A 22,436-nucleotide genomic window follows, 5' to 3' on the forward strand; every position below is an offset into this window, starting at 1 on the left:
CTTGCCTGGCAAGCCCTGGCACTCGAATTTGAGTACTCGAATTAGCCGTACAGGCCACTAGTGCTTGGTCAGCTTGTCCAGGTAGCCCATGGCGAACGCCGACACCACGAAGGTCATGTGGATGATCACGTACCACTTCAGGTGTTCGGGATCGACGTTCTTGGCGTCCATGAAAATGCGCAGCAGGTGGATGGAGGAAATGGCCACGATGGAGGCGGCGACTTTCATCTTCAGGGATGAAGAGTCCATGGTGCCCAGCCAGTTGAGCTTTTCCTTGTCGGAATCGATATCCAGTTGCGAGACGAAGTTCTCGTAGCCGGAAATCATCACCATCACCAACAGGCCGCCCACCAGCGCCATGTCGATCAGCGACAGCAGCACCAGGATCAGGTCGGACTCGGCCATGGAAAACACGTTGGGGATGACGTGAAAGACTTCCTGGAAGAATTTCAACGCCAGGGCCAACAGTCCCAGGGACAGCCCGAAGTAGATCGGCGCCAGCAGCCAACGGGAGGCGTACATTGCATTTTCGATAAAGCGTTCCATTGAATCTCACACCAGGGACAGAAAATGGCGGCGAGTATATCAGCCACGACGGGCCCCACAAACGCCAGGGCCGTCCCTGGCCGCTGTCTCTGGTGTCAGGTTCCGGGTGCCGGAATCCGCTCCTCAATGGGGCGGACGGAATTCGAAGCCGCCGGCACTGCGGCAACGACCGCCATTGATCTCGCGTAGCTGGGCTTGCATGTGCAGGCACCAGATCTGTGGGTCGTTGGCCAGCTCATAACCATGCAAGGTCAGCGCCTGGACGATGGTGTCGAGGATGGATTCGGCGGCATTCGGGCCGGGAAACGGGCCTTGGGCCTTGAGTGCGGAAGGTTGTTCACCGGCCATTCCGGCGGCGAACAACAGGGTCCACATGCCGGTATCTCCCGCCAGCGGACGAATGGCGCATTCGATACGCGTGACAAGACCCAGGCATTGACGGGTGAGGCAAAGGTTGCGCGACATGGCGGCGCCCCTCAGTGATACGGTATTCAGCCCCGGGGGAGGCTGTTTCGATCCGATGATGACTCTCGTTATCCTTGAACTGAGGATAGAAGAAAAGTTCCGCTTGCAAGCCAAGCGAGACCAGAAGGCGCCGAATGGTCATAGTGTGAATATTGACGCCAAGAGCGTGGCATTTTTCACAAGAAATGACCGTAAAACCTATTGTGGGAGCGGGTTTGCTCGCGAAGACGGAATACCAGTCGAGATAACTGTGACTGACATACCGCCTTCGCGAGCAAGCCCGCTCCCACATGGATCGCCTATTCGATGAGCATCAAGCCGGCTTGGTCTCCGCCAAGGCTTCTTGCGCCAGTTCCTTTTCCGCCTCCTTGATGTCGTCTTCGCTGATCATCTCGGCGATCACCCTCAGCCGCTCCACCACGCGGGCGTTGACGCTGCCCTCCGGGAACTCGCCGTTCTCATCCGGCTCACCCGCGGGCTCACCCACCAGCAGGCTCAGGGCCTCGTCGGCCTGGCGCACGGCATACACATGGAACTGCCCCGCCCGGACGGCGGCCAGCACCTTCTCATCAAGCATCAGGGTAGCGACGTTGGCCTGGGGAATGATTGCCCCCTGCTCGCCGGTCAGCCCACGGGCTTCACAGAGACGGAAGAAGCCTTCGATCTTCTCGTTGACCCCACCCACCGCCTGCACTTCCCCGAACTGGTTGATCGAGCCGGTAATAGCGAAGCACTGCTTCAACGGTGTCTTCGACAACGCGGAAATCAGCGTGCAAGCCTCGCCCAGGGAGGCGCTGTCGCCGTCGACATACCCGTAGGACTGCTCCAGGGCGATACTGGCCGAAATCGCCAACGGGAATTCCTGGGCGTAGCGGCTGCCCAGGTAACCGGTCAGGATCATCACGCCCTTGGAGTGAATCGGCTGGCCGAGGTTGACCTCACGCTCGATGTCGACGATACCGCTGCCGCCCGGGTACACCGTGGCGGAGATCCGCGCCGGCACACCGAACGCCGAGTCGCCCACCTCCAGCACCGTCAACCCGTTGCATTTGCCGACGGCCGCACCGTCGGTGTCGATCAGGATGATCCCCGCCAGCATGTCGTCGAGGATCCGCGCCGAAACCCGCCCGGTGCGGGTGGCCTTGGCCTTGAGGGCGCGCTCGATGTGGCCGGCGTCGGTCATCTCGTCACCGGCCAGTTGACGGATGAAGTCCGCCTCGCTGACCAGTTGGAACAGATCGCCGATACGGGCCGACAAGCGCCCCTGGTGTTCGGCCAGGCGGGCACTGTAGGTGGCCAGGCGCGCCACCGCATCGGCGGTCAGCGGCGCCATGCCTTCTTCCGAGGTGCGGGTCTTGAGCAACTGAGCGAACTGCTCCAGGCTTTCGTCGCCCATCGGGATGTCTTCGTCGAAGTCCACCAGCACGCGAAACATTTCCTGGAAGTCCGAATCCAGGTCCTGCAAGGCGTAGTAGAGCTGGCGAGCGCCGATGATTACGACCTTGACCTGCAACGGGATGTGCTGCGGCGTGAGGGTCACCGTGGCCAACCGGCCCAGCTCGCCCAGGGGTGACTCCATTTTCAGCTTGCGCGATTGCAGGGCACGCTTGAGCGCGTCCCAGACGAACGGCTCGCCGAGCATTTTTTCCGCTTCGAGGATCAGGAAGCCACCGTTGGCCCGATGCAAGGCACCGGGACGCAGCTGCCGATACGTGGTGTAGAGCGCGCCTTGGTCGGTGCTGTACTCGATGCGCCCGAACAGGTTGTCGTAGGTCGGGTGCGGTTCGAACACCACCGGTGCGCCGCCGCTCGCCGGATGCCCCACTACCAGGCTCGGCGCATATTGCTCCTCCAGCATTTTGCGAGCGATGGCGTCGGTCTTGCTGTCGTCCACCAGTTGCTCGACCACCGTGCGGAGCAGGTTGACCTGCATCGCCTGCAGGTAACCGCAGACTGCCGCGTTCTCCGCGTATTTTTCCGACAGCGGCGCCAACAGGGGCTGCAGCGCCAGGGTGATGGTTTCTTCGTTGAGCTGGCGCAACTGGTTGCTGGATTCACGCTTCCATTGCGGCAGGCTGGCGAGTTCTTCGTTCAGACGCTCTTCCAGGCCGGAGATGTCTTCATGGAAACGCTCGCGCTCGGACTCAGGCAACTGGGCGAATTCCGCTTCATCCAGGGCCTTGCCGTCGCTCATCGGGGTGAAAGCGATATTGCTGCTGTCACGGTACAGCGCGACATCCTTCTCCAGGGCCAGACGCTCGATGACATCCAGGGCGCGGTCGTAGCGCTGGTTGAATGCCCGGTCGATGGCGCTTTTTTTCTGTTGGTAGGACGGGTGCTCGAAGACCGCCGGAAAGGTCGACAGCAGGTTGTCGATCAGGCCGTTGATGTCGCTGATGAACGCACCGGCGGTGCCCGAAGGCAGCTCCAGGGCCCGGGGTTCGCGAGGCTCATCGAAGTTGTTGACGTAGACCCAGTCCGCCGGCGTCTGCAGGCGCTTGCCTTCGGCCTTGAGATAGCGTTTTACGAATGAAAACCGGCCGGTGCCGGGTTCGCCCATGACAAATACGTTGTAACCGGGGCGAGGCATGGCCACGCCGAACTGCAATGCTTCGACCGCACGCTCCTGGCCAAGCACACCGCGGAAGGGCTCCAGATCATTGGTGGTAGAGAAGCTGAACTGTTCAGCGGAAAACGGACGGGTCAGCGCTTCGGGCGCTAGACGCAAGCTGGCAGCAACAGGATCAGGCATCGGGCTTCCTTACATCAGGCGGGGCAGATAACGGCATTCTGGCGCCGCCCGTACCTGACTGGCAAGGAGCGCCTCAGGTCAAAGCATAGTCAACCGGCCAGGCCCTCACCGAAGTCGAGCCCCGTAACCTCATGACTTGCAGGATAGTTTTTGCAAAATGTCACGGAACCCTCGGATCGTGCCTAAACTCCAAACTGCGCGGCTGGAACAATAACCGGCCCACTGGCACGAGTGGTTGAGGCCACGAAGGCGCCAGACCCTGTCCATTGGTATGCACATAAAGAGAACATAGCTATGAAACGGATTCTTCTCGGTACTCTCTTCACCGCTGTATCCCTCAACGCCATGGCTCAGGCGCCGGGCGGGCCGGATTGCGGCTGGGGCAACATGCTGTTCGAAGGTCAGCGTGGCACCCCGGCTCACTTCCTCGCTTCCACCACCAACGGCACCTCCGGCAACGCCACCTTTGGTATGACCTCCGGCACCAACGGCTGCTCGACCAACGCGGCACTGACCTACGGCGGCAAGTCCTGGCTGTCCATGAATGGAATGATGAACGAGCTGTCCGAAGACATGGCCAAGGGTCAGGGCGAAGCGCTGACCACCTATGCCGTGGTACTGGGTGTGGCGCCAGAAGATCGCGCCCACTTCTCCGCTGTCACCCACGAGCACTTCCAGCAGATCTTCAGCAAGGCTGACGTGACCGCAGAAGACGTGCATACCAATACCCTGGCCGTGCTGAAAAACGATCCTCGCCTGGCCAAGTACGCCACTCAAGCTTAAGCTCGACTCCACTCGCTCCCTTCGGGGAGCGGGTTTTCTTTTTTTTGGGGCCCCATCCGGTCTTTATTTTTCGACTTCCAAGTAGCCGACTATGCTCAAACGCCTTGCCTGGCTGGCGCTCTGTGTGTGCGCCCCATTGTCCGCCGCACCTCATGTCGACCCTCAACGTTTGCAGCAATTGGCCAATGACCGCTTCTGGATTTCCCTGGGCCATTACGAAACCGCCAAGCTCGGTGGCTGGCGCAGCTATGTCAGCGACAAGAAATTCTTCCTCGCACCCGACGGCAACGAACATCCCGACCATGAACTGACCGCCACGCTGCAGGCCCTTTACGGCCCGGCCAGCGCCGGCCAGCAACATGCCCAGTGCGTGTACCCGGCGCGCACGCGCTGGCTCAAGGCACAGCTCAACCTGACCGATCTGCCGGTGGTCGACTGCAGCGAGTTCAACCAATGGTTCAAGGACGTCTCCCCCCACAGCGCGGTGATGATTTTCCCGGCCGCCTACCTGAACAGCCCGTCGTCGATGTTCGGCCATACCCTGTTGCGCATCGACCAGGCCGACGTGGAACGGGACAAGACCGCCCTGCTGAGCTACGCGATCAATTTCGGCGCCTACATCGAAGGGTCGGACAACAGCATCATCTACGCCTGGAAAGGTTTGATGGGTGGCTATCCCGGCCTGTTCGCCCTGGTGCCCTACCAGGAGAAACTGTCCGAGTACCGTAGCCTGGAGAACCGCGACCTGTGGGAGTACCGCCTCAACCTGAGCCCGGAGGAAACCGAGCGCATGGTCGAGCACGTCTGGGAACTCAAGCAGATCCAGTTCGACTATTTTTTCTTCGATGAAAACTGCTCATACCGCCTGCTCGAACTGCTGCAAGTGGCCCGTCCAAGCCTGCGCCTGACCGAACAGTTCCCGCTGACGGCGATCCCCACCGACACCGTCAAGGCCGTGAAGGAAGCCGGGTTGGTGGAGAGTGTCGAATATCGGCCGTCCCGCGAGCGAGAGCTGCTCAGCCGCGCCGAGCCGCTCACCGATGATGAACAACAATGGGTGCTGAAGGTCAGCGCCGACCAAAAGCAATTGCAAGCCCCCGAATTCAAGGCGCTGCCCCGCGAACGCCAGGCATTGATCGTCGATGCGGCCTATCGCCTGGAGCGTTACCGCGCCAACGGCCAGGAACGCGACCCGCAACGCGCCCAGCGCAGTTTCGAACTGTTGCGGGCGATCAACCAGAACCCTGCCCCGGAGCTCGATATTCCTCAACCGGGCCTGCCCGAGAACGGCCATGAATCGCGCACCTGGCAGGCCGGCCTCGGCACCCGAGGTGACCGGGCGTTCGGCGAATATGGCTTGCGCATGGCTTACCACGACCTCAATGACAATGGCGACAGCTTCCCCCTGGGGGCGCAGATTGAAATCCTGCAATTGAAGCTGCGCCAGTACGAAGGCAACGACTGGCAGGTGCAGCGCCTGGACCTGGCGACCATCCGCTCCCTGACGCCACGCAATGAGTTGCTGCAACCGCTGTCCTGGCAGGTCACCGGGGGCCTGGAACGGGTGCCGGGCAAGCACGACGATGAAACCCTGGTCAGCCACGTCAATGGGGGGGCCGGCGGCACCTGGGCCCTAGGCGAGGATGTGCTGGGGTTTGCCCTGGGCACGGTGCGGGTGGAACACAACAACGACTTCGCCCAATTCATCGCCCCGGCCACCGGGTTCAACAGCGGCGTGTTGTGGAAAAACCCGCTGGGCAATCTGAGCCTGGAGGCCAAGGGGGACTATTTGTTCAACGGCGAGGTGCGCCGCAGCCTGAGCCTGAATCAACAGTGGGAACTGTCCCGCAACCTCGGCCTGCGCCTGAGCGCCCAGCGGGCGTTCAGCCACCTGGCCTCGCCGGAGAACGAGGTGATGCTTGAGGTGAAGTGGTATCACTATTGATACCTGAACTGGAGACAAGCTCAAGCGCTGCAAGACGAACTTTCGGGCTCGTTTCGAAGTCAGCCAAAATCAAGTAGATTGGCCCGGATAAACCTTTAATCGGAATTGAATGCTGCGATGCTTGATTATCTGCACATGAAAAACGTGGGGCCTGCTCCTGAGCTCGAAGTCAATTGGGCGCCACGAATCAATCTGATCACTGGTGACAATGGACTGGGAAAGAGTTTTCTGCTGGACCTGGCCTGGTGGGCGCTGACGCGTACCTGGGCCAATACGCCAGCCTTGCCGGTGAATCCGGGGAAGTCCTCCATTGAATATGTTGTAAAAGGCAAATCGGGGGTCGCGCAGCCCGTTGTATCTATCTATAAACGGGAAGACAGTTCCTGGCCCTTGAAGCAAAGCCGACCCACCATGCCCGGCATTGTGGTTTACGTCAGGATCGACGGCGGCTTCTCCGTATGGGATCCGGCACGCAATTACTGGCGCACCGATAAGGATCGACCCGCCGCGTATCACTTTTCTGCCGACGCCGTATGGGATGGTCTCGACGTCAACGGGCAAAGGGTTTGTGAAGGCCTGGAGCGCGACTGGGTCAATTGGCAAAACGGCCGAAAACCCCAATTCGAAGCATTGGCAAATGCGCTGCGCGATCTCTCCCCTGCCGCTGAGCCACTCTGCATCGGAGAGCCCAAAAGAGTCTATCTGGGTGAAGGCCGAGAACGACCGACACTCACTATCGGCAATCAGAACATTCCTGTCGCGCTGGCATCTGCCGGGGTACGCCGCATATTGGGGCTGGCTTACTTTCTCGTATGGGCCTGGTATGAACACCAGGCAGCCGCCGCGATACTCGACAAAAAACCCGAACGCCGGTTTGTCATCCTGTTCGATGAACCGGAAACCCACTTGCACCCCAGGTGGCAACGCACGCTCATGCCCAGCCTGCTGCAAGCGATCAAGACGTTGCGCAAGCACCACGGCACCGCCCCGCCGCAGTTGCTGATCGCTACGCATTCGCCGCTTGTCGCAGCGTCCCTCGAACCTGTATTCGACGAAGAACAGGACGATCAGATCCAGCTATCGATCCAGGACCACAAGGTCTCGTTGACACAAGGGCATTGGGCAGCACAGGGTGACGCCAGCAGTTGGCTGGTCTCCGACACCTTTGGCCTGGACCAGGCCCGCTCCCTGGAGGCAGAAAAAGCCATAGAGGCCGCCGAAGCATTCATGCGCGGAGAAAAGCAACTGCCTGAAGGGCTTAGAACCCGAGCATCCATTCACAAGGCACTGCAGAGGCTGCTTCCTGCCCATGATGAATTCTGGCCTCGCTGGCTGATCGAGGGCGTAAGACACTTCGGCCCTGGTGCTGATCAATGATCCCGGTGGCCAAGCCCGATGAACCTGATGACTTCGAAAAGAATGTCAGGACACCTGGAAATCAATGGCTCAAGGGCAATCCTGGAGCCGCTCGTCCTTCACCGTTCTGGAACAAATGCGCTACGGAGCTGGCAGATCATTACTCCAACCTGTGCGGCTATGCAGCCATGCTCGACCCTACCGGCGGAACGGTCGACCATTACCTGAGCTACAAACATCATCCGGAACTGGCGTATGAGTGGAGCAATTACCGCTTCGCATCCGGGACGCTCAATTCCATCAAGAAAACGGCTGATGACACAGTGCTCGACCCACATGAAGTCGGTGCGGGCTGGTTTGAAATTATCTTGCCGTCGCTTCAGATGTGCACCACAGATGCCATCCCCGCAGCGTATCGCGCCAAGGCCGAATACACCCTCAAGCGGCTCAACTTGCGTGATGGCGAACGAATTATTCGTTGGCGTCAAAGCTGGTACAGCATGTACAAAAGAAAGAAGCTGCCCCTCGAGGGGTTGCGTGAAGTTGCGCCACTGATCGCAGATGCCGTTGAGAAAGCGGGCGTCTGAACCCGCAGTCATTGGCAACGATGCCAGACCTTTTTGATCATTCTTTCACTGCCCGTCGACAACGGTACTTCTACACTTCCCTTATAGATCCGTTAAAGGGCTGGGAGTCGAGATGAGGTGCGCGGTAGTGCTGGGTGTATTGATGTTGCTAGGTGGCTGTGAGAGCACCCACGAAGACTTGATTGCGAGGGGATATCCACCCGCATTCGCCGACGGCTTCGATGACGGCTGCAGCAGTGGCCGGCAAGCCGCCGGCGCGATCACCGGCCAGTTCCGCAAAGACGTCCCGCGCTACCTCAAGGATCCTCGCTACGCCGAAGGCTGGAGCGACGGCTTCCGACAATGCCAGGCCATGCGGGAAAGTGAAGACCGTGACGCCTACCGCGACCGTCACTGGGATGAACGCGAGCGCGCCTGGCAGCAGGAAAAGGACCGCGACGCCGCCCGGGCCTATCGTTCGCAGTGAGTCGCGCATAGATATCCGTCGAAACCAAAAGCCTGCGACCATGGCCCAAACTCCAAGAGAGGAGAACAGCATGAGTCGTGCTTTCGTCAACGAAGACAGCGCCGCGGCCCAGGCCGATCAACCGGTCGAACGCCAGGTCAGCGCGCAACCCAACTACGTCACGCCCACCGGGTTCGCCCAACTGCAGGCCCGGGTTGCCGAGCTACAGACGCTGCACAGCCAACAGGCAGCCCGCAAAGACCTGGCGGACAAACAGCGCCTCGCGGACCTGGAACGGGATCTGCGCTATTTCAATCAACGCCTGCAAAGCGCACAAGTCATTACGACAACCTCAACGGATCAGGTGCGGATCGGACACTGGGTGACCTTTGTCGATGAGCATGACCATGAGCAGCGCGTGCAACTGGTGGGCGAAGACCAGGCCGATGCGGCCACTGGGCTGATCAATTGGGGCTCGCCGCTGGGGCGGGCGTTGCTGGGGAGCAAGGTTGGGGATGAAGTGGTCTGGAAGCGGCCGGTGGGGGATATGGCGATTGAGGTGGTGGCGATAGAGCCGGGGTGATTCTGCTGGCCTTATCGCCAGCCAGCACACAATGGGTGCCCTGCCAAGAAACCACTGTGGGAGCGAGCCCTGCTCGCGATGGCGGTGGGTCAGGCAACATGAATGTTGATTGAACCGACGCTATCGCGAGCAGGGCTCGCTCCCACAGGTTTTGTGGCTTACCGGCTGATGGAATCAGGCCAGCTTCTTGTGCCGTACCCGATGCGGCTGGGCAGCGGCTTCGCCGAGGCGCTTCTTGCGATCGGCTTCGTACTCGGTGTAGTTGCCCTCGAAGAACACCGCTTGGGAGTCGTCTTCATACGCCAGGATGTGGGTTGCCACGCGGTCGAGGAACCACCGATCGTGGGAGATCACAATGGCGGCGCCCGGGAAGTCCAGCAAGGCTTCTTCCAGGGAACGCAGGGTTTCGACGTCGAGGTCGTTGGACGGTTCGTCGAGCAGCAGGACGTTGCCACCCTCCTTCAAGGTCAACGCCAGGTGCAGACGACCGCGCTCACCACCGGACAGGTCCTTGACGAACTTCTGTTGGTCGCCGCCCTTGAAGTTGAAGCGGCCCACGTAGGTGCGCGACGGGATTTCGTAGTTGCCGATGCGGATCTGGTCGGAACCGTCGGAGATCTGCTGGAACACCGTCTTGCTGCCGTCCAGGTCTTCGCGGCTCTGGTCGACGCAAGCGAGCTGCACGGTTTCGCCGACTTCGATGGTGCCCGAGTCCGGTGTTTCCTTGCCCATCAGCATGCGGAACAACGTGGATTTACCCGCGCCGTTACCACCGATCACACCGACGATGGCGCCTTTGGGCATGGAGAACGACAGGTTGTCGATCAACACGCGATCGCCGTAGCCCTTGGTGACGTTCTTGAATTCGATGACCTTGTCACCCAGGCGCGGACCGGCCGGGATGTAGATCTCGTTGGTTTCGCTGCGCTTCTGGAATTCCTGGGACTGCATTTCCTCGAAGCGTTGCAGACGAGCCTTGGATTTGGACTGGCGGGCTTTGGCGCCTTTGCGCACCCACTCCAGTTCTTCCTTCATGGCCTTTTCATGGGCCGACTGCTGCTTGGATTCCTGGGCCAGACGATCGGACTTGGCTTCCAGCCAGCCCGAATAGTTGCCCTCGTACGGAATGCCCGCGCCGCGGTCGAGTTCCAGGATCCAGCCGGCGACGTTGTCCAGGAAGTAACGGTCGTGGGTAATCGCCACCACGGTGCCCGGGAAGTCGTGCAGGAAGTGTTCGAGCCAGGCGACGGAGTCGGCGTCCAGGTGGTTGGTCGGTTCGTCGAGCAGCAGCATGTCCGGGGCGGACAGCAACAGGCGGCACAGGGCCACACGGCGCTTTTCACCGCCGGACAGGTGTTCGACCTTCGCTTCCCAGGCCGGCAGGCGCAGGGCATCGGCGGCGACTTCCAGCTGGCGCTCCAGGTTATGGCCATCGCTGGCCTGCAGAATCGCTTCGAGCTTGGCCTGTTCGGCGGCCAGCTTGTCGAAGTCGGCATCCGGGTCAGCGTAGGCGGCATAGACCTCGTCCAGGCGCGCCTGAGCGTCCTTGATCACGCTGACCGCTTCCTCGACCACTTCACGCACGGTCTTGGTCGGGTCCAGCTGAGGTTCCTGAGGCAGGTAGCCGATGTTCAGGTCCGGCATCGGACGGGCTTCGCCGTCGAATTCGGTATCGACGCCAGCCATGATCTTCAGCAGCGTGGACTTACCCGAACCGTTGAGGCCCAGCACGCCGATCTTGGCGCCGGGGAAGAATGAGAGCGAAATATTTTTCAGGATTTCCCGCTTCGGCGGAACAACTTTGCTCAGCCGATGCATGGTGAAGACGTATTGAGCCATGGTGAACCTAGCGTCTGTGACAGGTGAAAAGAACGAACCAGGCCATGCACGGCGCTGGCAGTTGACGGTCATCAATGCCAGCGGGGCAGATAAAGCCTGGGGATCTGGAGCTGGAACGCTCTTGTTTGACCGGCAAAGCTACCTCAACCGTCCGTCAAGGTCCAGCCACCAGGGACTGGCACTTTGCCACAACTCAAGGCATGCTAGCCGCCCTTCGGGCGTCCGGCTTATAGTGCGTGTCGCGCCAGTCCAGCAAACCGCAGGATTACAGCTTGTCCAACGTCACGCCGACCCTGTCCCCACGCGCACCGGATACCGTGCCCGGCTCGCCCCTGCGCGGGACATTGAAGGGCGCGCTGGCCACCCTGGTGCTGCTGTTGCTCGGATTGCTCTTCTGGCAGTTGCTCGATCAACTGCGCGTCACCCAGCAGCAACAGCGCCAATACACCATCGACTACACCGCCGACCTGGCCGCGCAAGTCAGCCTGAATATGGCCCTGAACGCGCAAATCGCCCTCAACCTGCTACCGATCGTCGAACAACCGCAGACAGCCGACGAACAGCAGGTGCTGTTGCACAAGCTCCAGCAGTCACTGCCCCAACTGCGCAGCCTGGCATTGCTGAGCCCTTCCGGCATGGTACTCAGCGACACCGACCCCGACAGCCACGATGCCGGCTACCTCAGCGAGCTGGTGCACCGCAGTCGTGACCAGGCGCACTACTTCAGTAACACCGACGACGGCTCCGTGGTGCATCTCCTGTTGCACCAGTCCACAGGCAACACCCGCGGTTACTGGGCCCTGCGCCTGACCCCGAGTTTTTTCTCCACGCTCATCAAACAGGTCGATACGGGTTTGCGCCCGCTATGGCTGGTGGAAAACCGCCTCAACCAGCAAATCGTCAGCCGTGACGAAAGCCTGCCGTCGATCAGCCCCTCGCACCTGTCGCCGGACGATCTGACCAATACCGTGCTCACCGTGCCCCTGAGCAGCAGCGACTGGCAATTACGGGGGTTGTTCGACCGTCGCCAGGTGCTTGAACAACTGCTGCCAGCCTTCATCGGCAAGTGTCTGCTGGGCCTGGCGTTTTCGATGCTGCCGTTGATCGCGCTGCTGAGCATGCGTCGGCGCCAGCGGCAACTGCACGAAGGTCGCCGGCGTTACCAGGACATTTTCGAAGGCACCGGCGTAGCCCTGTGTGTACTCGACCTCTCCAGTCTCAAGTCATTCTTTGCCCGCGCAGGCCTGCACAATGGCGATCAATTGCGGGCGTGGATGACCGTCGCGCACCAGCTCGAGCAACTGCAACAGGAAGTGCGCATTACCGAAGTCAACCAGATGGCGCTGCAGTTGCTCAACGTCGACTCCTGTGAACAGGCCTGGCAGTTGCTGGTGGGCAAGGGGCCGCAGGACAACAACCCCGTTGGCCCGCAACTGCTCGAAACGCTGCTTGACCAGCACAAGCAGTTGGAACTGGAGATCAAGCTCCAGGATGCCCACGGCCGTGACCAGCATCTCTGGCTGGTACTGCGCCTGCCGGAAAAACAGGACGACTACAACGCCGTTATCCTGAGCATCAACGACATCACCAGCCGCAAGCTGATCGAACTCTCGCTGCTCGAGCGCGAAGGCTTCTGGTCCGACGTGGTGCGTACCGTGCCGGATCATCTCTATGTGCAGGACGTCATCAGCCAGCGGATGATCTTCAGCAACCACCACCTGGGCCAGACCCTGGGGTACGACCGCAACGAACTGCACCAGATGGGCGAATACTTCTGGGAAATCCTGCTGCACAGCGACGACGCCGATCACTACCACACGCTGCGCCAGGAACAACGGCGAGGCGGTTATGCGCACCTGTTGCAATGCCAGTTGCGCTTCCGCCATCGCGATGGCAAATGGCGACGCTTCGACATCCGTGAACAGGCCCTGGCCCGGGACCGGCACGATCAGGTGACGCGGATCATCGGTGTGGCGAAGGATGTCACCGAGCAGATCGAGGCCAGCGAGTCTCTGCGTGACAGCGAACAGCGCTACCGAATGCTCGCCGAGAGCATCAGCGACGTGATCTTTTCCACCGACAGCAAGCTTTCACTCAACTACGTCAGCCCGTCGGTGCAAGCGGTACTGGGTTACAACGCCGACTGGATCTTCCAGAACGGCTGGCAGTCGACCATCGCCAATCCGCAGCAACTGACCGGGATCTATACCCTGATGGACCGGGTCAGCAAGGCCCTCGACAAACCCGGGCAACTGGCCGAACTGCGCAACCAGATGCAAACCCAATTGTTCCTGTTCGACTGCCTGCGTGCCGACGGACGCAAGATCCCTATCGAACTGCGGCTGGTACTGGTCTGGGATGATTCCGGCGGGTTCGAAGGAGTGCTCGGCGTCGGCCGCGACATCAGCCAGCAACGGCGCGCCGAAAAAGACCTGCGCATGGCCGCCACGGTATTCGAGCATTCGACCTCGGCGATTCTGATCACCGACCCGGCCGGTTACATTGTCCAGGCCAACGAAGCCTTCAGCCGGGTCAGTGGCTACGCAGTGTCCCAGGTGCTGGACCAGTTGCCGAACATGCTGACCGTGGACGAGCAGCAGGAAGCCCACTTGCGCTACGTGCTCAAGCAACTGCAACAGCACAGCACCTGGGAAGGCGAGGTCTGGCTCAAGCGCCGCAACGGCGAACACTACCCGGCCTGGGTCGGCATCACGGCGGTGCTGGATGATGAAGGCGACCTGGCCAGCTACGTGTGCTTTTTCAGCGACATCAGCGAGCGCAAGGCCAGCGAGCAGCGCATCCATCGCCTGGCCTATTACGACGCCCTCACCCACCTGCCCAACCGCACGCTGTTCCAGGATCGCCTGCACACCGCGCTGCAATCGGCCGAGCGGCAGAAGAACTGGGTCGTGCTGATGTTCCTCGACCTTGACCGGTTCAAACCGATCAACGACTCCCTGGGCCATGCCGCCGGCGACCGGATGCTCAAGGACATGGCCACACGGCTGCTCGGCTGCGTCACCGACGACGACACCGTGGCGCGCATGGGCGGCGACGAGTTCACCCTGCTGCTGGAGCCGCGCTCCAGCCGGGAACTGGCGCTGAACCGGGCCATTACCGTGGCCGAGCAGATCCTCGCCAGTCTGGTCCGGCCATTCGTGCTCGAAGGCCGGGAGTTCTTCGTCACCGCCAGTATCGGCATCGCCTTGAGTCCCCAGGACGGCAACGAACTGAGCCAACTGATGAAAAACGCCGACACGGCGATGTATCACGCCAAGGAGCGTGGCAAGAACAACTTCCAGTTCTATCAGGCCGACATGAACGCCAGCGCCCTGGAGCGACTGGAACTGGAAAGCGACCTGCGTCACGCCCTCGAGCAGAACGAGTTCGTGCTGTATTACCAACCGCAGTTCAGCGGCGATGGCAAACGTTTGACCGGTGCCGAGGCCTTGCTGCGCTGGCGTCATCCGCGGCGTGGGCTGGTGCCGCCGGGGGACTTCATCCCGGTGCTCGAAGAACTGGGCCTGGTGGTGGACGTCGGCGACTGGGTCATCGACGAAGCCTGCCGGCAGCTCAAGACCTGGCACCAGGCCAAGGTCCGGGTGCCGAAAGTCTCGGTCAATATCTCGGCCCGGCAGTTCTCCGATGGCCAGTTGGGTACGCGAATCGCCAATATCCTGCGCAGCACCGGCCTGTCACCGGCCTGCCTGGAGCTGGAGTTGACGGAAAGTATCCTGATGCGCGAAGTCAGCGAGGCGATGCAGATCCTGGCCGGGTTGAAAAACCTGGGCCTGAGCATCGCCGTGGATGACTTCGGCACCGGCTATTCGTCGCTCAACTACCTCAAGCAATTCCCCATCGACGTGCTGAAGATCGACCGCACCTTCGTCGACGGCCTGCCGTCCGGCGAACAGGACGCGCAGATCGCCCGGGCGATCATCGCCATGGCCCACAGCCTCAACCTGGCCGTGATCGCCGAAGGCGTCGAGACCCACGAACAACTCGACTTCCTGCGTGAACACGGCTGCGACGAAGTCCAGGGCTACCTGTTCGGTCGCCCGATGCCCGCCCACCGGTTCGAAGCGCAGTTCAGCAATGATGCGCTGTTCATGCTCGATTGAGGCCCTATGGCGCCTGGGCGGGCCTCATCGCGAGCAGACTCGCTCCCACGGGGAAACGCTTTGCAATGTGGGAGCGAGCCTGCTCGCGATGAGGCCGCCGGTTCTGGGTGAATCCCATTCGTCCGCGACATGATGTCCTTTCATATGCCTTCCAAAACCGGTTGGGGTAGAATGCCTCCCTTTTCTGCCCCCGATCCTTGAGGACCGCCATGTTCAGCCGTGATTTGACTATTGCCAAGTACGACGCCGATCTCTTTGCCGCCATGGAGCAAGAAGCTCAGCGCCAGGAAGAGCACATTGAGCTGATCGCTTCGGAAAACTACACCAGCCCTGCGGTGATGGAAGCTCAAGGCTCGGTACTGACCAACAAGTACGCCGAAGGCTACCCGGGCAAGCGCTACTACGGTGGTTGCGAATACGTCGACGTGGTCGAGCAACTGGCCATCGACCGCGCCAAGGAACTGTTCGGCGCCGATTACGCCAACGTCCAGCCCCACGCCGGTTCCCAGGCCAACGCCGCCGTCTACCTGGCGCTGCTGTCAGCTGGCGATACCATCCTGGGCATGAGCCTGGCCCACGGCGGTCACTTGACCCACGGTGCCAGCGTTTCTTCCTCCGGCAAGCTGTACAACGCCATCCAGTACGGCATCGACGGCAATGGCCTGATCGACTACGACGAAGTCGAGCGCCTGGCCCTCGAGCACAAGCCTAAAATGATCGTGGCCGGTTTCTCCGCCTACTCCCAGGTCCTCGATTTCCCACGTTTCCGCGCCATCGCCGACAAGGTCGGTGCCTACCTGTTCGTGGACATGGCCCACGTCGCCGGTCTGGTCGCCGCTGGCGTCTACCCGAACCCAGTGCCATTCGCCGACGTGGTCACCACCACTACGCACAAGACCCTGCGCGGTCCACGTGGCGGTCTGATCCTGGCCCGCGCCAACGCCGACATCGAGAAGAAGCTGAACTCCGCCGTATTCCCGGGCGCCCAAGGTGGCCCGCTGGAGCACGTCATCGCCGCCAAGGCGATCTGCTTCAAGGAAGCCCTGCAACCTGAGTTCAAGGCTTACCAGCAGCAGGTCGTGAAAAACGCCAAGGCCATGGCCGGCGTATTCATCGAGCGCGGCTTCGACGTGGTGTCCGGCGGTACCGAGAACCACCTGTTCCTGCTGTCGCTGATCAAGCAGGACATCTCTGGCAAAGACGCCGACGCCGCACTGGGCAAGGCGTTCATCACCGTGAACAAGAACTCGGTGCCAAACGACCCACGTTCCCCGTTCGTCACCTCCGGTCTGCGCTTCGGCACCCCGGCCGTGACCACTCGTGGTTTTAAGGAAGCCGAGTGCAAGGAACTGGCCGGCTGGATCTGCGACATCCTGGCTGACCTGAACAACGAAGCGGTCATCGACGCCGTTCGTGAGAAGGTCAAGGCGATCTGCAAGAAGCTGCCGGTGTACGGCGCTTGATATAACGCCAGGCGTTACAAAAAAGCCCACATCGAAGGATGTGGGCTTTTTATTTATATCCCCCAAAATAAACCCGCCTGACAAATCAATAACTCCAGTCCACCTCCTTTTCTTCACATCTCAACCCTTGAAACACACCCCTCCACACAAACAGCCGAGAAACCCATAACATCGAATCTCATCATTCACGACCACTTAGGTCGTCCATATAGGATGTGATCATTACATGGACAGTAAACTATCTTTCTCCGCAACACTCAGCCTGCCCGACATGAATATCCACTTGCTTGAAACGCTGCATGGGAAACCGGCACTGGCGACTCTTACTTCATTCAGCGGTGGTTTTTTCAGCGGCAGACCACAAACCGTCGACCACTCAAACCTGCTGGGCATGCACGCCAAAGCCGAGGGAGGCGTTATCCAGCCGCTGATGTTGCACTTTCGTCATACGGCCGGCGGCTATACCCTGTCCATCAAAAACACAGGGGAGCACCACAACAAATTCATTGGCAAAAGTTGGTTCGACGCAATAGGCGTAAAAGACTCGGGCAAACCAACCAGTTTTAAACTTGTCGACCAGAAAAACCGAGTCATCACACTGGAAAACATAAAAGCCAAACACTCTCCCCTGTCGCTCATGACGGAAAACAAAAAATATATAGGCGGATTAAGAATGCGCGGGTCGCCTTATCGTTATCTGGCGGAAACCGAGGCACATTCAAAGTTGACATTCGTCCTCAGCATCATTTGAGTCGGGATCACCACGCCACTTCAATGAGACCCACACTGTGGGAGCAGAGCATGCTCCCGATAGCGGCGGCCCCGCCCAATCGGCTTTGAACTGACTTGCCTCCATCACGAGCATGCTTTGCTCCCATGGGCCTGGTTTGACTGACGAAAATCTGTGCCTCAGTTTTTTTGCGGAACAAAAAGGCTCAGGCACAAGGGTTTTCGCCCAACTGGTAAGACCGGTAAGGCCTAAATGCGAAAATTCACCTTGCCTCAACCCCAAACCCGCGCCTAGACTGCGCCTGCACTGGACAAACCGGTAAGACCACAATAATGAAGTCCGACGCCTGCCCTCCGTGCCGGCGAATAAGGACACCGAACCAGGAATCCCTCCCATGCTCAAATGGTGCTCGCGTTCGATCTTCCTTCAAGTTGTCCTCGGATTGGTGCTTGGCATCGTCTGCGGGCTGACCCTTCCCGAATATTCCGCACAGCTCAAACCCCTCGGCGACGGCTTTATCAAGCTGATCAAAATGCTCATCGGCCTGATCGTATTCTGCGTGGTGGTCAGTGGTATTTCCGGCGCAGGCGATCTCAAGAAGGTCGGGCGCATCGGCCTCAAGTCAGTCATCTATTTTGAAGTGCTGACCACCATCGCCCTGGTGATTGGCCTGGTAATGGCCTTCAGCACCGGCATTGGCAGTGGCGCGAACATCCACCTGGAGCAGTTTTCCAGCGCGGACGTGGGTGACATCGCCCAACGTGGCCAGCACCTGGTGACCACCACCCAGTTCCTGATGAACCTGATCCCGACCTCGGTGCTCGGTGCCTTCGCGGATAACAACATCCTGCAAGTGCTGTTGTTCTCGGTACTGTTCGGCAGTGCGCTGAACCTGGTGGGCGACGCCGCCTCCGGCATCTCCCGGTTGATCAACGAACTCAGCCACGTGATCTTCCGCATCATGGGCATGATCGTGCGCCTGGCCCCCATCGGCGTCTTCGGCGCCATTGCCTTCACTACCAGCAAGTATGGGCTGGACTCGCTGCAACACCTGGGCAGCCTCGTCGGCCTGTTCTACCTGACCTGCGTCGCCTTCGTCGCTCTGGTCCTGGGCCTGGTGATGCGGTCGTCGGGCCTGCCAATGCTGCCGTTCCTCAAATACCTGCGCGAGGAACTGCTCATCGTGCTCGGCACTGCTTCTTCCGACGCCGTGCTGCCACAAGTCATGCGCAAGCTCGAACACCTCGGGATCGGCAGTTCCACCGTGGGGCTGGTCATCCCGACCGGTTACTCGTTCAACCTGGACGGCTTCTCGATCTACCTGACCCTGGCCATCGTCTTCATCGCCAACGCCACCGGTACGCCCCTGGCCCTGACCGACCTGCTGACCATCCTGCTGGTGTCGCTGATCACGTCCAAGGGTGCCCATGGGATTCCCGGCTCGGCATTGGTGATCCTCGCCGCCACGCTGACAGCGATCCCGGCTATTCCGGTGGTCGGCCTGGTGCTGGTGCTGGCGGTCGACTGGTTCATGGGCATCGGTCGCGCCCTGACCAACCTGATCGGCAACTGCGTGGCCACCGTGGCAATCGCCCGTTGGGAAAAAGACATCGATGTCCCGCGTGCGCGCAAGGTACTGTCCGGCCAGCAGGGCTATGCCTTCCAACCGAGAAAGCCGGTGGGCAGTGCCCATCAGCAGCAATTTTGAAAGCGCGCGATGCCCGCCTGCGGGCCGGCATCGCCTGATTGATCTTTGAGGAGCCCCATGTGATCAGTTCATCAACCGTCGTCAATTCCGTGGTGGAAAAACTACGCGCGGCCCTGGCCCGGGGCCAATGGCGCTCGGGCGACATGCTGCCGGGCCAGCGGGAGTTGGCCGAACAGTTGGGCATCAGCCGACCAAGCCTGCGCGAAGCGGTCATCGTGCTGGAAACCCTCGGGCTTGTGCGCTCGATGCCCGGCAAAGGCGTGGTGGTGCTGGAGGCCAACGCCAGCGATCCCCATGAAGGCAGCGCGGTAGCCGGTGCGAGCCTGGAGGACGTGCTGCAACTGCGCTACACCCTGGAGCCCTTCATCGTTGGCCTGGTAGCCCAGTCCATCAGCAGTAAGGAAGTCGGACAATTGCGCCTGACCCTCATGGACATGCGCGAAGCCCTGGAAGCCAATGACAACGATGCCTGCGCCAGCGCCTACATCGCGTTCCATGAGGAACTGTTTGCCCTGACCTCCAACCCGATCTTTCACAGTGTGGTACAGCAGACCAGCAACGCCCTCAAGCAAAGTGCCGATGTGTTGCGCAATTCGCCCGAGCATCTGGCCGAACGGCTGGAAGAGAACGAAGCCGTGGTACGCGCCATTCGTGGCAAGAACAGCGCCCAGGCCAGTGCAGAAATGCGCCGGCATATCCTCAGGGAAGGCCAGCGCATGGGCATTGAACTGAATATCCCGGACGACAACCTCGCTACCTGAGCCACGCCTTGCGGAGACCGTCATGAACAACGTCATGTCCCATCAGCATCAACGCAACGTGCTTGCCACCCTGCCGCTGCCCGGCGCTGTCGGCAAGCCGTCGGTGGACGATATCTATCCGCGGATCTTCGACGCCATCCTCGAACAACGCATTGCTCCCGCCAGCCGCTTCACCGAGGAAGGCCTCGGGGATGTGTTCGGCGTCAGCCGCAGCATCATTCGTCGTGTACTGGCGCGCCTGTCTCACCAACAAGTGGTAATCCTGCGGCCCAATCATCGGCCGCAAGTCGCGGCACCGGACCTGGAGCAAACCCGACAAATCCTGCACGCCCGCCGGCTCACCGAACAGACATTGGTGCACCTGGCCTGCAAGGCTCCGCAACCCAGGGACTTGCAGCGTCTGCGTGATCTGGTGGCGCAGGAGCAACAGTGCCTGGAACGCGGCGAGCGCGGCCCGGCGATACGCCTTTCCGGCGAGTTTCACCTGCACCTCGCCTCCATGGCCGGCAACGCACCGCTGGCGCAGTTTCTCGGCAGCCTGGTGCCCTTGACCTCGCTGGCCCTGGCCCGGCACGAGATCAAGGCCCGCCGGCATTGTGCCTTGCAGGAGCATCTGGCGATCGTGGATGCCGTGGAAAACGGCAGCAGGGATGAAGCCGTACGCCTGATGGATGAGCACCTGGACCATCTTGAGCAAAAGCTGCTGATGGCCACAGGCACGGCGACGTCAAATTAAAGCGGCCTCGAATCCCGCGCGGATCTTCTCCTCGGGCAGCTCGTCGGCGATGAATACGATCACGCTTTCCCGAGCCTCATTGGGGGCCCATTCGGTGTCCCAATCGAAGCCGTACAACTTGAGGACACCTTGGAACACCAATCGACGGGGTTCGCCGGCGATGCTCAGCACGCCCTTGTAGCGCAGCAACTGTTTGCCGTGGTCTTCCAGCAACTGGTTCATGAACTCGCTGAGCTTGTCGATATCCAGCGGCTTGTCGGTACGCAGCACCAGGCTGCTGATGCGGTCGCCCGTGGTGGCCTTGGCAACCGGGCGCAAGCTGAACCCCGCGCCCAGGTCCGCATTGAGGTTGAAGCCGCGGATGTCGAGCAATTCAGCCAGATCGATCTGGCCATGTTCCACGATCCGGATGGGCGCCCGCCGGTTGATGCGGGTCAAGCGCTCGCCAAGGGCTTCGACCTGGGCAGCGTCCACCAGGTCGGTCTTGCTCACCAGAAGGCGATCGGCAAATCCGACCTGGGCCTGGGCGATGGCTTGGGCCAGGTGGACATCGGCGTGGGCGGCGTCCACCAAGGTCAGGATACCGTCGAGAATGTAACGCTCGCGCAGCTCCTCATCGATGAAAAAGGTCTGCGCCACCGGGGCGGGATCGGCCAGGCCGGTGCATTCGATCACCAGGCGATCGAAGGTGATATCACCGCTGTCCAGCCGTTCGAGCAACAGATACAAGGCCTTGGTCAGGTCAGTGTGAATGGTGCAGCACACGCAGCCGTTGGCCAGGGTCATGACCTGCACCGGCTCGTCGCCCAGCAGTTGCGTGTCGATGCCTGCGTCACTGAATTCGTTCTCGATCACGGCTATTTTCAAGCCGTGCTCGGCCTTGAGCAGATGGCGCAGCAACGTGGTCTTGCCGGCACCGAGGAAGCCGCTGAGGATCGTCACGGGAATGGGAGAGGACAAACAGAATCTCCTTGATGCAATTTTTTTGTGGGAGCGAGCAGGCTCGCGATGGCGCTGGGTCAGTCAATATCGAAGTCGATGGATAGTACGCCATCGCGAGCAGGCTCGCTCCCACAGGGAATCAGTGGCAGGCACAAAACCTGAGCCCCGCCCAAAAACAACTGTGGGAGCAAGGCTTGCCCGCGATAGCGGTGGATCAGTCGACACCTTCATCACTGACCCGACGCCTTCGCGGGCAAGCCCGCTCCCACAGGGAATCAGTGGCAGGCACAAAACCTGAGCCCGCCCAAAAACAACTGTGGGAGCAAGGCTTGCCCGCGATAGCGGTGGATCAGTCGACATCTTCATCACTGACACGACGCCTTCGCGTGCAAGCCCGCTCCCACAGGGAATCGGTGGCGAATACACACCCTGAGCCCGCCCAAAAACAACTGTGGGAGCAAGGCTTGCCCGCGATAGCGGTGGATCAGTTGACATCTTCATCACTGACCCGACGCCTTCGCGGGCAAGCCTTGCTCCCACAGGCTCGCTCCCACAGGGGGATGACCTCAGGGCCGTCGGGTCAACAGCACTTCGGCCCACCCTTGCCACCGTAACGGGCCTCCTGGCGTTCGCGGAAGAACGCCTCGTAGTCCATCACCGGTTTGTCCGGGTGC

At 60.6% G+C, this 22,436-nt stretch carries 18 protein-coding genes; 12 read left to right on the forward strand and 6 right to left on the reverse strand.

Features of this window, described 5'->3' with window-relative positions; all coding sequences use genetic code 11:
- Positions 1-57 precede the first annotated feature (57 nt).
- The 3 genes from FGE05_RS27325 to FGE05_RS27335 form a co-directional block, all read right to left on the reverse strand.
- The gene (locus FGE05_RS27325; protein ID WP_003185611.1) at positions 58-546 is read right to left on the reverse strand and encodes a TIGR00645 family protein; all 489 of its coding nucleotides are present in this window, start codon (positions 544-546) and stop codon (positions 58-60) included.
- Positions 547-669: 123 nt separating this feature from the next.
- The gene (locus FGE05_RS27330) at positions 670-1,011 is read right to left on the reverse strand and encodes a hypothetical protein (RefSeq protein ID WP_139649855.1); all 342 of its coding nucleotides are present in this window, start codon (positions 1,009-1,011) and stop codon (positions 670-672) included.
- 313 nt (positions 1,012-1,324) lie between these two features.
- Positions 1,325-3,763: a Lon protease family protein gene (locus tag FGE05_RS27335; protein WP_041022758.1), complete on the reverse strand. Its 2,439-nt coding sequence runs from the start codon at positions 3,761-3,763 to the stop codon at positions 1,325-1,327.
- Positions 3,764-4,057: 294 nt separating this feature from the next.
- Between FGE05_RS27335 and FGE05_RS27340 the strand changes: the two genes are divergently transcribed.
- The 6 genes from FGE05_RS27340 (at position 4,058) to FGE05_RS27365 (ending at position 9,462) form a co-directional block, all read left to right on the forward strand.
- Positions 4,058-4,546 (forward strand): DUF3015 domain-containing protein, encoded by a 489-nt coding sequence (locus tag FGE05_RS27340; RefSeq protein WP_041022759.1) that lies wholly within the window; start codon positions 4,058-4,060, stop codon positions 4,544-4,546.
- Between the two features lie 91 nt (positions 4,547-4,637).
- The gene (locus tag FGE05_RS27345; protein ID WP_139649856.1) at positions 4,638-6,491 is read left to right on the forward strand and encodes a DUF4105 domain-containing protein; all 1,854 of its coding nucleotides are present in this window, start codon (positions 4,638-4,640) and stop codon (positions 6,489-6,491) included.
- Between the two features lie 117 nt (positions 6,492-6,608).
- Positions 6,609-7,868 carry an AAA family ATPase gene (locus FGE05_RS27350; protein WP_139649858.1) on the forward strand — a complete coding sequence of 420 codons (1,260 nt, stop codon included), beginning with the start codon at positions 6,609-6,611 and terminating at the stop codon, positions 7,866-7,868.
- Positions 7,865-8,434, forward strand: coding sequence for a hypothetical protein (locus tag FGE05_RS27355; protein WP_139649860.1), 570 nt, complete (start codon positions 7,865-7,867; stop codon positions 8,432-8,434). The genes FGE05_RS27350 and FGE05_RS27355 overlap by 4 nt, the downstream gene beginning before the upstream one ends.
- 112 nt (positions 8,435-8,546) lie before the next feature.
- A complete protein-coding gene (locus tag FGE05_RS27360; RefSeq protein ID WP_139649862.1) occupies positions 8,547-8,900 on the forward strand; it encodes a hypothetical protein in 354 nt (117 codons plus the stop codon).
- Between the two features lie 70 nt (positions 8,901-8,970).
- Positions 8,971-9,462, forward strand: a complete 492-nt coding sequence (locus tag FGE05_RS27365; RefSeq protein ID WP_139649864.1) for a GreA/GreB family elongation factor — start codon at positions 8,971-8,973, stop codon at positions 9,460-9,462.
- Between the two features lie 174 nt (positions 9,463-9,636).
- On the opposite strand, the gene ettA is transcribed toward FGE05_RS27365, so the two are convergent.
- The gene (gene ettA / locus FGE05_RS27370) at positions 9,637-11,301 is read right to left on the reverse strand and encodes an energy-dependent translational throttle protein EttA (RefSeq protein WP_041022763.1); all 1,665 of its coding nucleotides are present in this window, start codon (positions 11,299-11,301) and stop codon (positions 9,637-9,639) included.
- A 272-nt stretch (positions 11,302-11,573) separates the two neighbouring features.
- Between ettA and FGE05_RS27375 the strand changes: the two genes are divergently transcribed.
- The 6 genes from FGE05_RS27375 to FGE05_RS27400 all read left to right on the forward strand — a co-directional run bounded on the left by FGE05_RS27375 (position 11,574) and on the right by FGE05_RS27400 (position 20,820).
- Positions 11,574-15,422, forward strand: a complete 3,849-nt coding sequence (locus FGE05_RS27375) for a bifunctional diguanylate cyclase/phosphodiesterase (protein WP_139649866.1) — start codon at positions 11,574-11,576, stop codon at positions 15,420-15,422.
- 209 nt (positions 15,423-15,631) lie between these two features.
- The gene (glyA, locus tag FGE05_RS27380) at positions 15,632-16,885 is read left to right on the forward strand and encodes a serine hydroxymethyltransferase (RefSeq protein WP_024780756.1); all 1,254 of its coding nucleotides are present in this window, start codon (positions 15,632-15,634) and stop codon (positions 16,883-16,885) included.
- A 226-nt stretch (positions 16,886-17,111) separates the two neighbouring features.
- A complete protein-coding gene (locus FGE05_RS27385; protein ID WP_139649868.1) occupies positions 17,112-17,636 on the forward strand; it encodes a hypothetical protein in 525 nt (174 codons plus the stop codon).
- Between the two features lie 373 nt (positions 17,637-18,009).
- Complete coding sequence (locus FGE05_RS27390) at positions 18,010-19,323, forward strand: C4-dicarboxylate transporter DctA (RefSeq protein ID WP_139649870.1); 1,314 nt, start codon at positions 18,010-18,012, stop codon at positions 19,321-19,323.
- 59 nt (positions 19,324-19,382) lie between these two features.
- A complete protein-coding gene (locus FGE05_RS27395) occupies positions 19,383-20,084 on the forward strand; it encodes a FadR/GntR family transcriptional regulator (RefSeq protein ID WP_139649872.1) in 702 nt (233 codons plus the stop codon).
- A 22-nt stretch (positions 20,085-20,106) separates the two neighbouring features.
- Positions 20,107-20,820, forward strand: coding sequence for a GntR family transcriptional regulator (locus FGE05_RS27400; RefSeq protein WP_139649874.1), 714 nt, complete (start codon positions 20,107-20,109; stop codon positions 20,818-20,820).
- Here FGE05_RS27400 and yjiA read toward each other — a convergent pair.
- A complete protein-coding gene (gene yjiA, locus FGE05_RS27405; protein ID WP_139649876.1) occupies positions 20,812-21,780 on the reverse strand; it encodes a GTPase in 969 nt (322 codons plus the stop codon). The genes FGE05_RS27400 and yjiA overlap by 9 nt on opposite strands.
- Before the next feature lie 562 nt (positions 21,781-22,342).
- The coding region (locus tag FGE05_RS27410; RefSeq protein ID WP_139645275.1) for a CstA-like transporter-associated (seleno)protein at positions 22,343-22,436 on the reverse strand (94 nt) is incomplete at its 5' end.

Origin of the sequence: Pseudomonas sp. ICMP22404 (assembly GCF_006227205.1) — a bacterium.
Lineage (GTDB): Bacteria > Pseudomonadota > Gammaproteobacteria > Pseudomonadales > Pseudomonadaceae > Aquipseudomonas.

Bases quoted from the DNA above. Each gene is read 5' to 3' on its own strand.
- FGE05_RS27325 (WP_003185611.1), bottom strand. From the start codon at position 546: ATGGAACGCTTTATCGAAAATGCAATGTACGCCTCCCGTTGGCTGCTG.
- FGE05_RS27330 (WP_139649855.1), bottom strand. From the start codon at position 1,011: ATGTCGCGCAACCTTTGCCTCACCCGTCAATGCCTGGGTCTTGTCACG.
- FGE05_RS27335 (WP_041022758.1), bottom strand. From the start codon at position 3,763: ATGCCTGATCCTGTTGCTGCCAGCTTGCGTCTAGCGCCCGAAGCGCTG.
- FGE05_RS27340 (WP_041022759.1), top strand. From the start codon at position 4,058: ATGAAACGGATTCTTCTCGGTACTCTCTTCACCGCTGTATCCCTCAAC.
- FGE05_RS27345 (WP_139649856.1), top strand. From the start codon at position 4,638: ATGCTCAAACGCCTTGCCTGGCTGGCGCTCTGTGTGTGCGCCCCATTG.
- FGE05_RS27350 (WP_139649858.1), top strand. From the start codon at position 6,609: ATGCTTGATTATCTGCACATGAAAAACGTGGGGCCTGCTCCTGAGCTC.
- FGE05_RS27355 (WP_139649860.1), top strand. From the start codon at position 7,865: ATGATCCCGGTGGCCAAGCCCGATGAACCTGATGACTTCGAAAAGAAT.
- FGE05_RS27360 (WP_139649862.1), top strand. From the start codon at position 8,547: ATGAGGTGCGCGGTAGTGCTGGGTGTATTGATGTTGCTAGGTGGCTGT.
- FGE05_RS27365 (WP_139649864.1), top strand. From the start codon at position 8,971: ATGAGTCGTGCTTTCGTCAACGAAGACAGCGCCGCGGCCCAGGCCGAT.
- ettA (WP_041022763.1), bottom strand. From the start codon at position 11,301: ATGGCTCAATACGTCTTCACCATGCATCGGCTGAGCAAAGTTGTTCCG.
- glyA (WP_024780756.1), top strand. From the start codon at position 15,632: ATGTTCAGCCGTGATTTGACTATTGCCAAGTACGACGCCGATCTCTTT.
- FGE05_RS27385 (WP_139649868.1), top strand. From the start codon at position 17,112: ATGGACAGTAAACTATCTTTCTCCGCAACACTCAGCCTGCCCGACATG.
- FGE05_RS27390 (WP_139649870.1), top strand. From the start codon at position 18,010: ATGCTCAAATGGTGCTCGCGTTCGATCTTCCTTCAAGTTGTCCTCGGA.
- FGE05_RS27400 (WP_139649874.1), top strand. From the start codon at position 20,107: ATGAACAACGTCATGTCCCATCAGCATCAACGCAACGTGCTTGCCACC.